The 11,755-nt window shown below is 59.3% G+C and carries 12 protein-coding genes; 4 read left to right on the top strand and 8 right to left on the bottom strand.

Features of this window, described 5'->3' with window-relative positions; translation table 11 throughout:
- Positions 1-81: 81 nt before the first annotated feature.
- The 6 genes from ACZ9XP_RS03305 to ACZ9XP_RS03280 form a co-directional block, all read right to left on the bottom strand.
- Positions 82-1,593, bottom strand: coding sequence for a SpoVR family protein (locus ACZ9XP_RS03305; protein WP_147685759.1), 1,512 nt, complete (start codon positions 1,591-1,593; stop codon positions 82-84).
- A gap of 39 nt (positions 1,594-1,632) precedes the next feature.
- Positions 1,633-2,904 (bottom strand): YeaH/YhbH family protein, encoded by a 1,272-nt coding sequence (locus ACZ9XP_RS03300; protein WP_147685757.1) that lies wholly within the window; start codon positions 2,902-2,904, stop codon positions 1,633-1,635.
- 74 nt (positions 2,905-2,978) lie between these two features.
- Positions 2,979-4,907: a PrkA family serine protein kinase gene (locus ACZ9XP_RS03295; protein ID WP_147685755.1), complete on the bottom strand. Its 1,929-nt coding sequence runs from the start codon at positions 4,905-4,907 to the stop codon at positions 2,979-2,981.
- A gap of 341 nt (positions 4,908-5,248) precedes the next feature.
- The gene (locus ACZ9XP_RS03290; RefSeq protein WP_147685753.1) at positions 5,249-5,569 is read right to left on the bottom strand and encodes a PilZ domain-containing protein; all 321 of its coding nucleotides are present in this window, start codon (positions 5,567-5,569) and stop codon (positions 5,249-5,251) included.
- Complete coding sequence (locus ACZ9XP_RS03285) at positions 5,556-6,113, bottom strand: NUDIX hydrolase (RefSeq protein ID WP_147685751.1); 558 nt, start codon at positions 6,111-6,113, stop codon at positions 5,556-5,558. The genes ACZ9XP_RS03290 and ACZ9XP_RS03285 overlap by 14 nt, the downstream gene beginning before the upstream one ends.
- Positions 6,085-6,657 carry a DUF2062 domain-containing protein gene (locus tag ACZ9XP_RS03280; protein WP_147685749.1) on the bottom strand — a complete coding sequence of 191 codons (573 nt, stop codon included), beginning with the start codon at positions 6,655-6,657 and terminating at the stop codon, positions 6,085-6,087. The genes ACZ9XP_RS03285 and ACZ9XP_RS03280 overlap by 29 nt, the downstream gene beginning before the upstream one ends.
- 188 nt (positions 6,658-6,845) lie before the next feature.
- Between ACZ9XP_RS03280 and ACZ9XP_RS03275 the strand changes: the two genes are divergently transcribed.
- Positions 6,846-8,630: an acyl-CoA dehydrogenase C-terminal domain-containing protein gene (locus tag ACZ9XP_RS03275; RefSeq protein ID WP_465187988.1), complete on the top strand. Its 1,785-nt coding sequence runs from the start codon at positions 6,846-6,848 to the stop codon at positions 8,628-8,630.
- Between the two features lie 65 nt (positions 8,631-8,695).
- Here the strand turns inward: ACZ9XP_RS03275 and ACZ9XP_RS03270 are convergent, their stop codons facing one another.
- The gene (locus ACZ9XP_RS03270) at positions 8,696-9,853 is read right to left on the bottom strand and encodes a GGDEF domain-containing protein (RefSeq protein WP_170253668.1); all 1,158 of its coding nucleotides are present in this window, start codon (positions 9,851-9,853) and stop codon (positions 8,696-8,698) included.
- Between the two features lie 117 nt (positions 9,854-9,970).
- Between ACZ9XP_RS03270 and ACZ9XP_RS03265 the strand changes: the two genes are divergently transcribed.
- The 3 genes from ACZ9XP_RS03265 to ACZ9XP_RS03255 all read left to right on the top strand — a co-directional run bounded on the left by ACZ9XP_RS03265 (position 9,971) and on the right by ACZ9XP_RS03255 (position 11,351).
- Complete coding sequence (locus tag ACZ9XP_RS03265; protein ID WP_147685742.1) at positions 9,971-10,585, top strand: flavin reductase family protein; 615 nt, start codon at positions 9,971-9,973, stop codon at positions 10,583-10,585.
- Positions 10,586-10,865: 280 nt separating this feature from the next.
- A complete protein-coding gene (gene infA, locus ACZ9XP_RS03260) occupies positions 10,866-11,126 on the top strand; it encodes a translation initiation factor IF-1 (RefSeq protein WP_038297484.1) in 261 nt (86 codons plus the stop codon).
- A 42-nt stretch (positions 11,127-11,168) separates the two neighbouring features.
- On the top strand, positions 11,169-11,351 hold the full coding sequence (locus tag ACZ9XP_RS03255) for a hypothetical protein (RefSeq protein ID WP_147685740.1): 183 nt from the start codon (positions 11,169-11,171) through the stop codon (positions 11,349-11,351).
- A 62-nt stretch (positions 11,352-11,413) separates the two neighbouring features.
- On the opposite strand, the gene ACZ9XP_RS03250 is transcribed toward ACZ9XP_RS03255, so the two are convergent.
- Positions 11,414-11,740: a hypothetical protein gene (locus ACZ9XP_RS03250; protein WP_147685738.1), complete on the bottom strand. Its 327-nt coding sequence runs from the start codon at positions 11,738-11,740 to the stop codon at positions 11,414-11,416.
- Positions 11,741-11,755: the final 15 nt, after the last annotated feature.

Below are 11,755 nucleotides of genomic sequence, written 5' to 3'. Positions count from 1 at the left end.
CGATCTTGAAGGCCTGACAATAGAAAAGGCGCACCATTATCGGTGCGCCTTTGCCTGCGGCCAACCCTGTGGCAGAGGGGCTCAGACCATGGCCGACACATCCGGCTTGCAGCTGAACGTCTGGCTAACGCTGCCGTCGGCGTCCACGCTTTCCAGCTTCACGTCAAAGCCCCATAGCCGACTCACGTGCTTTAACACCTCTTGCGCACTACCGGCTTCCAATGGTTTGCGGTTGTGCATGCTGTGGCGCAGCGTGAGGCTGCGGTCGCCACGCAGGTTCACGTTCCACACCTGGATATTCGGCTCGCGCGAGCCCAGGTTGTACTGCTCGGACAGCATCTGACGGATGCGGCGGTAGCCGCGCTCGTCGTGGATGGCGGCCACCTCCAGCTTGTCGTCGCGGTCGTCGTCGCGAATGGCAAACAGGCGGAAGTCGCGAATCAGCTTGGGCGACAGGTATTGCGAAATGAAGCTCTCGTCCTTGAAGTTCTTCATCGCAAACTCCAGCACCGGGCGCCACGGCGTGCCGGCAATATCGGGGAACCACTCGCGGTCTTCGGCGGTAGGTGCCTCGCAAATGCGCTTGATGTCCTGGTACATGGCAAAGCCCAGCGCGTACGGGTTGATGCCGTTGTACCAGCGGGCGGTGACCGGCGGCTGGTACACCACATTGGTGTGGCTTTGCAGGAACTCCATCATGAAACCATCGGTAACCAGGCCCTTCTCGTACAAGCGGTTCAGCAAGGTGTAGTGCCAGAACGTGGCCCAGCCCTCGTTCATCACCTGGGTCTGGCGCTGCGGGTAGAAGTACTGTGCCACCTTGCGCACGATGCGAATGATCTCGCGCTGCCACGGCTCCAGCAGCGGGGCCGATTTTTCGATGAAGTACAGCAGGTTTTCCTGCGGCTCTGCCGGAAAGCGTGGCGCAGCCTTGGCGCTGTCGTCGCGCTCGCGGCGCGGAATGGTGCGCCACAGGTCGTTTACCTGCGTCTGCAGATAGGCTTCGCGCTCGTGCAGGCGCGCTTGTTCTTCGGCCAGCGACAGTTTTTGCGGCCGCTTGTAGCGGTCCACGCCGTAGTTCATCAGCGCGTGGCAGCTATCCAGCAGCTCTTCTACGGCATCAATGCCGTAGCGCTCTTCGCAGCGGCTGATGTACTGCCGGGCAAACACCAGGTAATCGATGATGGCACTGGCGTCGGTCCAGGTGCGGAACAGGTAGTTGCCCTTGAAGAAGCTGTTGTGGCCGTAGGCGGCGTGGGCAATCACCAGCGCCTGCATCGTCATGGAGTTTTCTTCCATCAGGTAGGCGATGCACGGGTTGGAATTGATCACGATCTCGTACGCCAGGCCCATCTGGCCACGCTTGTAGCTTTTTTCGGTGCTGACGAAGTGCTTGCCGAAACTCCAGTGGTGGTAGTTCACCGGCATGCCTACCGACGAGTAGGCGTCCATCATCTGCTCGGCGGTAATCACTTCCAGCTGGTTGGGGTAGCAGTCCAGCTGGAACTCGTTCACGGCGATATCGCGGATGGCTTTGTCGTATTCGTCAATCAGGTCGAAGGTCCATTCGGACCCGGTGGAGATCGGTGTCATGGTGCTGCCCTCCTCTTGTGCTGCGGCCTGCGGCCAACCTTAGCGGGTGGCCGGCTGCCGTTTGAAGAGTTCGCGGAAGACCGGGTAGATGTCGGCCGGCGAGCGGATTTTCTGCATGGCAAAGTGCTTGTGCTGCCCCGCCACGCGCAGGTACTCGTACCACAGGTTTTGCGGCTCGCCCTCGGTGATTTCGATATAGGCGTAATACTGGCACCACGGCAGGATGTTCTCCTGCAGGATCTTGCCGCAGTTGGCCGAATCGCTGTCCCAGTTATCCCCGTCAGACGCCTGCGCGGCGTAGATGTTCCACTCGCTGTTGGCGTAGCGTTTTTTCACGATGTCGGCCATCAGGTTCAGCGCCGACGACACCACGGTGCCACCCGACTCGCGCGAGTGAAAGAAGTCCTGCTCGTTCACTTCTACTGCGCTGGTATGGTGGCGGATGAACACCACCTCGATCTTCTCGTAATTGCGCTGCAAAAACAGGTACAAGAGGATGAAAAAGCGCTTGGCCATATCCTTCTTGCCCTCGTCCATGGAGCCGGACACGTCCATCAGGCAGAACATCACCGCCTTGCTGGTGGGTTTGGGCTGCTTGACGCGGTTGTTGTAGCGCAGATCGAACGGGTCGATGAAGGGGATATGGTTGATCTTTTCGCGCAGGGCATGAATCTGGCGGCGGCGCTCGCGCACCTCCACGCCGTTGTCGTCGTCCGACTCCAGCAGAGTGTCCAGGTCTTCCTCGGCTTCGCGCAGGCGGGTCAGTGTCGGCGCGGCCATGGCTACGCGCCGCGCCAGCGCGCCGCGCAGGCTGCGCACGATGCTGATATTGGCCGGCGTGCCGTCATTGGTGTAGCCCGCGCGCACCGGCTTCATTTCCTCGATGCCCATCAGCTGGGTTTTCACCAGGTTGGGCAGCGCCAGGTCTTCGAAGAACACGTTCATGAATTCTTCGCGCGACAGCTGGAAGGCAAAGTCGTCCTCGCCCTCGCCTTCATTACTGGCTTTGCCACCGCCGCCGCCGCCACCGCCGCCCTGCGGGCGCTTGATACGGTCGCCCTGCACGAACTCTTCGTTACCCGGGTGCACGTGCTCGCCCACACCGCCACGTCCATGGTGGAACGACGGCTCGGAAATATCCTTTACCGGAATGGATACATTCTCGCCGCTTTCAATGTCAGTGATGCTGCGCCCCTTGATGGCCTTGCCGACGGCTTCCTTGATCTGGGCCTTGAAACGGCGCAAAAAGCGCTCGCGGTTGACGGCGGATTTGTTCTTGCCGTTCAGTCTTCTGTCGATAATGTGCGACATGCTTGCCTCCTAGCCGTGTTGTCACGGTGACGGGTTGGCCGCAACCTTGCGGCCAACCTTCTGCCGCGTACTGCTCAGGACGACTTGCGCACCCGCAGGTACCATTCGCACAGCAGGCGTACCTGCTTGGGCGTGTAACCCTTGGTCACCATGCGGTTGACAAAGTCTTCGTGCTTTTTGGCCTCGTCGGCGCTGGCTTTGGCGTTGAAGCTGATCACCGGCAGCAGCTCTTCGGTGTTCGAGAACATTTTTTTCTCGATCACGGTGCGCAGCTTCTCGTAGCTGGTCCAGGCCGGGTTGTTGCCGGCGTTGTTGGCACGGGCGCGCAGCACGAAGTTGACGATCTCGTTGCGGAAGTCTTTCGGGTTGGAAATGCCTGCCGGCTTCTCGATTTTCTCCAGTTCGGCGTTGAGCGAGGTGCGGTCGAAGTTTTCGCCGGTGTCCGGGTCGCGGTACTCCTGATCCTGTATCCAGAAGTCGGCAAAGGTCACGTAGCGGTCAAAGATGTTCTGGCCGTATTCGCTATAGCTTTCCAGGTAGGCGGTCTGGATTTCCTTGCCGATGAATTCCACATACTTGGGCGCCAGGTACTCTTTCAGGAAGGTCAGGTATTTCTGTTCCTGCTCTGCCGGAAACTGCTCACGCTCTACCTGCTGCTCCAGCACGTACATCAGGTGTACCGGGTTGGCCGCCACCTCGGTGTGGTCGAAGTTGAACACCTTGGACAGGATCTTGTAGGCAAAGCGGGTGGACAGGCCGTTCATGCCCTCGTCTACGCCGGCAAAGTCGCGGTATTCCTGGTGCGATTTGGCTTTCGGGTCGGTGTCTTTCAGGTTTTCACCGTCGTACACCAGCATCTTGCTGTACAGGCTGGAGTTTTCCGGGTCTTTCAGCCGCGACAGCACGGCAAACTGCGCCATCATTTTCAGGGTACCCGGCGCGCACGGGGCACCGCCCAGCGAGGAGTTGCGCACCAGTTTGTCGTAAATCTTGATCTCGTCCGACACGCGCAGGCAGTACGGCACCTTCACGATGTAGATACGGTCGAGGAAGGCTTCGTTGTTCTTGTTGTTGCGGAACTGCTTCCACTCGCTTTCGTTACTGTGCGCCAGCACGATGCCGTCGAACGGGATGGCGCCAAAGCCTTCGGTACCCTTGAAGTTGCCTTCCTGGGTGGCGGTCAAGAGCGGGTGCAGCACCTTGATCGGCGCCTTGAACATTTCCACGAACTCCAACAGGCCCTGGTTGGCCAGGCACAGGCCACCGCTGTAGCTGTAGGCGTCCGGGTCGTCCTGGGCATAGCTTTCCAGTTTGCGAATGTCCACCTTGCCCACCAGGCTGGAGATGTCCTGGTTGTTTTCGTCGCCCGGCTCGGTCTTGGCCACGCCCACTTGCTTCAGCACCGACGGGTAGCGTTTCACCACACGGAACTGGCTGATGTCGCCATTGAACTCGTGCAGGCGTTTGACCGCCCACGGGCTGGGGATGGCGCGCAGGTAGCGGCGCGGAATGCCGTACTGGTCTTCCAGGATGGGGCCGTCTTCTTCAAAGTTGAACAGGCCCAGTGGCGACTCGTTTACCGGGCTGCCCTTGATGGCGTAGAACGGCACGCGCTCGGTGAGCTCTTTGAGCTTTTCCGCAATGGACGATTTGCCACCGCCCACCGGGCCCAGCAGGTAGAGAATCTGCTTCTTCTCTTCCAGCCCCTGGGCGGCATGGCGGAAGTAGGCCACCACCTGCTCGATGACCTCTTCCATGCCGTAAAACTCGCGGAACGCCGGATAGACGCGAATCATCTTGTTACTGAAGATGCGTGACAGGCGGGTGTCGTGGCGGGTGTCGATGACTTCCGGTTCACCGATCGCCATCAGCATGCGCTCGGCCGCGCTGGCGTAGGCCAGTGGCTCGCGCTTGCAGATATCCAGGTACTCCTGGATGGTGAATTCTTCTTCGCGGGTGCGATCGTAACGGGATGCGTAGTGGCTGAAGATGTCCGGGCTCATGGCGTGACCCTCCTGTTAGAGGCAAGCAAGACGCCATAGTGCGGTGCACCATGCTCCCCCTTGCCTATTAGTCTGCTGACGCGGAAAACCTGTTCTTTGTTTGGGTATAGCACAGCAAAAAAAAGGCAAGTACAAAATCTAAAGCTATCGTTATGCTAAAACCGATACAAAAAAACCATCATGACGTAGCGGGCTTTTGACAACAGCCGTCAAAAAATGGCTAATTCATTACGATTCAAACACTTAAACAACACTAGCACGCACGTAAGCAAACCGATTAGCATAAAAGCACAAGGCCGGCATGCTGCCGGCCTTGTGCTTTTTATTGCCAAATTTTTTTGTCATGCCTTGCGATCCAGGATTCGGGTACCGATTTCGTACAGTTTGCCCCGCTCCACTTCATTGCAGCGCCGCACCTCCACCACCGCTTCCAGCGGCTTCATCGGCATATTACCCACCCCCGGCACAATCACGATCACTTCCAGCCGCTCGCCATGCTGCGGTACATACATGCAGCGTATGGCCATGCCATCTACCGACAGGTCCACACACTCGCCATAGTGTGTTTCACCGGTATGCAGCGATTTCATCTTGGCACGGCAGCCCATGCGCAGGCGCCGGCCTACGCGGCGGTCGTGATAGTGGGTGTCAAATGGCTTCACCTGGCAGGGTTCCTTGTTGCCACGCGGCCAGCCAGTGCAGGCCGACCAGGGTTTTGCTATCGGTAATGCGGCCATCCAGCGACATGGCTTGCGCTTCTCTGGCGGGCAACAGCAGTACCTCCAGAAACTCGCCTTCGTCCAGCTGGCGGGGCGTTTGCGTGAGCCCGGTAGCCAGATAGTAATGAATCACCTCGTCAGCATAACCGATACACGGGTAGGCCTTGCCAAGATAACGCCACTGCGCCGCGATAAAACCGGTTTCTTCCCATAGCTCGCGTTTGGCGGTATCGGCAGGGGCTTCCTGCGGGTCAATTTTGCCGGCAGGGATTTCGATAAAAGTCTGCCCGGCCGGGTAGCGGTACTGGCGCTCCAGCACCAGCTCGCCAGCATCGCTCAGTGCCAGCACCGCTACCGCACCGGGGTGGCGGATAAACTCGCGGGTGGCCTGCTTGCCATCCGGCAGGCTCACCGTGTCGCGCCGCACCTTGAGGAAACGCCCTTCAAATACTTGATCGCTAGTGAGCTGCTTTTCGGTGAGATCCACTGTTTTTCTTTCTGTTACGCCATTGCCACGCCACGGCAGCACGCCACAGCACCATAACCAGTACATAGCCGCAGCCCGCCAGCAACAAACCCAGGGCGGGGACACCCAGCAGCAGGGGTTGGCCGTATTCGGCCAGCCATGCCTGCAGCTGCGGCCCCCAGACGGTAATGTCATGCCACGTGCCATCCGGTATGACGGGCATTGTAGCGGTGTCGGTCTGCCCGAGTAAAAGCCTGCCCAAGCGGTAGGCCACGAAGTAAAGGGGCAAGTAGGTCAGCGGGTTGGTATAAAGAGTACACAACAAGGCCAAGGGCAAATTGGTGCGAAAATACAACGCCAGCATGCCGGCCGCCAGCATCTGCGTCGGCCCCGGCATCAGCCCGGCAAACATGCCCACGGCAATGGCACCTGCCACCTTGCGCCGCTGTACGTACCACAGCTCATCCCTGTCCAGATAGGGTTGCAACCACGCCATACCGGGCTGCTGCACCCAGCCGTGTATGTGCTGCATTTTGCCGCGTACCCAGCGCTTTAACTTTGACATGGCTTATCTGTTTTCATGTTTTTTCCTGGCGTAATAAAAAAGTCTGAAAAAATTAAAACAAGCGTTTGAACCGGTTCTATAATCACCCTCACTCGCCGATACACGGCAGTAACAGACCAACAGGCCACAAGCGGCCAACACGAGGAAGCAGCACCGCCTGCGGGCTGCGACAACACTGGAGATACGACATGCCTAGCTACAAAGCTCCCCTGCGCGATTTCGACTTTGTCCTGAACGAGCTGATCAAAGTTCAGGAAGTGTTGCCCGGCCTGCCTGGCTACGAAGAAGCCACCCAGGACATTTTCAGTTCCTACCTGGAAGCCGCCGCCCAATTCTGTGAAAACGAGCTGGCGCCGCTGAACCGCCAGGCCGACGAAGAAGGCTGCAGCTTCGACCCGGCCACCAAGTCGGTCACCACCCCGGTAGGCTTCAAGGAAGCCTACAAGCAGTTCTGCGAGCTGGGCTTTACCGCTCTGGACTGTGACCCGGCTTACGGTGGCCAGGGCATGCCCAAGACCCTGTCTTTCCCCATCATCGAAATGCAGTGTTCGGCCAACGTAGCCTGGTCCATGTACCCCGGCCTGTCGCACGGCGCCTACTCTGCCATCCACGCCCACGGCACCGACGAGCAGAAAGCCACCTACCTGCCACACCTGGTAGACGGTAGCTGGACCGGCACCATGTGCCTGACCGAGCCGCACTGTGGTACCGACCTGGGCCTGCTGAAAACCAAGGCCGAACCCAACGCTGACGGCAGCTACAGCATTACCGGCACCAAGATTTTCATCTCGGCCGGCGAACACGATATGTCCGACAACATCATCCACCTGGTCCTGGCCCGCCTGCCGGATGCTCCAAAAGACGTAAAAGGCATTTCGCTGTTCATCGTGCCCAAGTTCCACGCCGACGGCAGCCGCAACAGCGTGTACTGCGGCAGCCTGGAACACAAGATGGGCATCAAATCCAACGCCACCGCCGTGATCAACCTGGATGACGCCAAAGGCTATCTGATCGGCGAGCCGAACAAAGGCCTGGCCTGCATGTTTACCATGATGAACGCCGCCCGCCTGGGTTGCGGCATGCAGGGTCTGGGTATTGGCGAGGCCTCGTTCCAGGGCGCGCTGGCCTACGCCCGCGACCGCCTGCAGATGCGCGCCATGGCCGGTGCCAAGTTCCCGGAAAAAGCCGCCGACCCCATCATCGTGCACCCCGATGTACGCCGCATGCTGCTAACACAGAAAGCTTACACCGAAGCAGGCCGCGCGCTGGCCGCCCTGCTGGCACTACAGCTGGATATCGAAGAAAAACACCCGGATGCCGACGCCCGTGCCGAAGCCGCCGACCTGGTGGCCCTGCTGACGCCGGTAGCCAAAGCCTTCATGACCGACAACGGCTACACCGCGGCCAACATGGGTATGCAGGTCTTCGGCGGTCATGGTTTTATCCGCGAATGGGGGATGGAACAACTGGTACGCGACTGCCGCATCTCGCAGATCTACGAAGGCACCAACGGCATCCAGGCCATCGATCTGCTGGGCCGCAAAGTGCTGATGGACCAGGGCCAGAAGCTGCGCAAGTTCACCAAGCAGATTCACAAGTTCTGTCAGGCCAACGAAGGCAACGCACAATTGGCCGAGTTTGTGGCACCGCTGGCCAAGCTGCTGAAAGACGTGGGAGACATCACCATGGGTATCGGCATGGCCGCCATGAAAGACCGTGACGAGGCCGGTGCGGCGGCTACCGACTACCTGCGTCTGGTGGGCCACCTGACCTACGCCTGGCTGTGGGCACGCATGGCCGAGGTAGCCTATGCCAAGCTGGACACCGCCAGCGACGACTTCTACAAGGCCAAGATCGCCACGGCACGCTTCTACTTTGCCAAGCTGCTGCCCGAGGTAGAAAGCCTGAAAGCCACCATCAAGGGCGGCGCCAAACCGCTGATGTCGCTGGAAGACGAGCAGTTTGCCTTTTAAGCCAGTACGCTAGCCCTACCCATGCCCCCGCTAGCCGGGGGCTTTTTCATGGCTCTGGCCACCGCTCACAGTAATACCACCTGGTTACGCCCGCGTGCTTTGGCGTGGTAAACCGCACGGTCGGCACGCTGCAGCAGGGTCTCCGGATCATCGTTGACGGATGACAATACTGCCACGCCAAAGCTGGCGGTTAGCGGCCAACGTGTGCATTCCCAGGCAAATGGCGTTTGTTCCAGCGCAAGGCGTAGGCGGTTTGCCACCACAGTGGCACCGTGCTCGGTCGTATCCGGCAGCAGGATACAAAACTCCTCGCCCCCGGCCCGGCACAGCAGGTCCTGCTCGCGCAGCTCGCGGCGTAGCACCGCCACCAAGTGCACAATCGCGGCATCGCCTGCCGCGTGGCCCAGCTGGTCATTAATCTGCTTGAAGTGATCCACATCCAGTACGCACAGCGCATAGGGCATGCCACGCTGCGCCATGCTGTGCTGCTGCTTGAGGCTGGCACTGAAAGCGCGGCGGTTGAGCGCGCCGGTCATCGGGTCGGTCATGGACAGGTGTTCCAGCTTGCCCACCAGCCGCATGGTCACCACTCCCGCCATGGCAATATTCACCGCCAGATTCAACACCAGGCCCACCATCAGGAATACCACATTGAAAGGCTCGGGTGACGCAACAGACGCCGACGCCACATTGCCCACCAGCACCATCAGGGCACGCAGCAAAAACAAACTGGCTACAGCGCCAAGAGGGCTCGCCACCAAGGCACGCGCCCCACGGGTAAAGTGCTGCTGTTCATGTAGCAGCGCATCCTGTGTGGCGCGCAGCAACAGCCAGGCAGCCGTCAGTGAATACACCACCGCATGGAAACCGGCTGGCTGGCCATACGGCTGGCTCAATAGCAAAGCGCCCCCCAGCAACGCCACCCCCAGACTTTCGCTTACCCCGCTACCATCACGTCGTACAAAATAGCGTATGCCCAAGCGCAAGCTGCACAAGGCCAGCAGCCCCAGCACATCGGCAAACGGGTAAGCCAGCCATACCGGCAACGTGCCATCACGATGCAGCGTCAGCAGCAGGCTCAAACCCATCAGGAAATCGCACAGAAAAAAGCGGCGTGCTACAGCGGGGGCCATTTTCAGCGCCATGCCCGCCACCGCCCAGCCGCTAGCCGCCACCCAGCAGACGGTGATGTTGGCTTGCACGATCGTCAGGGGGTCACTCATGCCGGGCTCGATAGGGATGTTTTTATCGTTATTCACGGTTACCGCGGGCAAAGCAAGCCCGGCAGCGGCTGCCCGGGCTGATAGAATCATGGTCTACCCTGCCACGGACACGCTGCCATGCTGCTAGATAGCACCACCCTGGACACCCGCCTTGCCTACCAGCTGCTCACCCACGCTGTCAGCCCGCGCCCCATTGCCTGGATCAGCACTCGCAGCCCGGCAGGGGTAGTCAATCTGGCGCCATTTTCCTTTTTCACCGTAGCCAGCATCGACCCGCCTGTGCTGTTGTTTACCCAGGTCAACCCGCGCGATGGCCACACAAAAGACACCCTGCGCAACCTGCAGGCCAACGGCGAGTGCGTGGTCAATATCGTCACCCACGCCCAGGCCGAGGCCATGAACCAAAGCTGCGCGCCCTACCCGCCGGATGTCAGCGAGCTGGCCGCCGCCGGACTCGGCACCACGGTACTGCCATGGTTGGAAGTACCTGGCGTGGCCGGCGCACCGGTACAGCTGGCCTGCCGGCTGCGCCAGCAGCTGCAAATCAGCCCGGCGGCGCAAAGTGGCACGGTAGTATTGCTGGATGTACTCGGTTTCGCCATAGACGACCAGCTCATGCAAAACGGCCAACTCTGCGCTGAACAGCTTGATGTAATAGGGAAAATGGGCGCTGATAGCTACTGCACCACACGCCAGCGCTTTGAGCTGGCTCGCCCCCCATACCGCGGCTAGTGACTTAGGCACTGCCTGGCCAAGGTGCGGGTCACGCGGGCCACCATGAATGGCAATAAAAGTTTTTCTAGACAAATCATGCATTTACCCTTACACTGATTTTTGCCTCATTTTCTGGTTTGGCGCACACTACCAAACCTGCCTTGCTTTAACTGCTGTTAACCACTCCGCACAGCAATTCCCGCTTAGGTTTAAACGATGCAAACCGCCGCCCGGCGGCGCAAGACTTTGTGCTTTGCGTGATTGGACCGGGCTCACCCCTCATCCGGAAGGAGACACTGTGTCTAAAGAAGACATGATCGAATTGCAAGGTGTTGTCATCGAGATGCTGCCGGAATCGCGCTATCGCGTTCGGCTCGATAACAATGTGGAAATCCTTGCCTATGGCTCCGGCAAAATGAAAATGCACCGTATCCGTGTGCTGGTGGGTGATCGCGTTACTGTAGAAATGTCGCCTTATGATCTGACTAAAGGCCGCATTAACTTCCGCCATCCAACGGCGAAGATGGAAGGCCTGCCGCCTGCCAAACGCCGCTATTGAAAAAGACACAACCGGGTTCCGGCTGTGTCGTATAGGAATCCAATGAAAATTAATGAATTGAAACCGGGTGACTGTGTCACCCAAGAGCTTGATAACAGTACTGTTGCTTTTGAAGTAGTTGCCATTCGCCAGATCGGCCGCCGTTTTCTGGTAACATTCCGCTCCGCGCTGGGCATTGCCAGCGCCAGCTATCAAGGCGACGCCTACATCAGCCTGGCCCATTGATTAAGCCGCTGACTACACAACCCCGCACTGGCAACAGGCGGGGTTTGTTGCATCTGGCGGGCCTATTCCCGCCCCTCGCCACGCGCCAGACGCTGCATCAGCTGGCGCACCTCGGCCATCTGCTCCTGCGGCAACGTTTCGTGGCGCATCAGCCGTAAATACAGCAGCAGGTTATCCAGTACCAGGCGCGCGGTAGAAACCAGGTACACCAGCTGGCGATCTTCGGCACTCACCCCCTGCTGGTGCAGCAGCGCGTCACGCTCCAGCAAGTCGGCTACCACCAGCCTGCGCAGCGCATTCTCGTCAAACGGCAGCTCTTCAGTCAGCCACGGGTAGTCCTGCTCTATGGCAGCCAGCAGGGTCAGCACTTCTTCCAGCCCCAGTTTCATGGCCAGACTCCACAA

This window comes from Vogesella perlucida (genome assembly GCF_979366545.1).
This window is presented reverse-complemented; position numbering and strand designations above follow the sequence as displayed.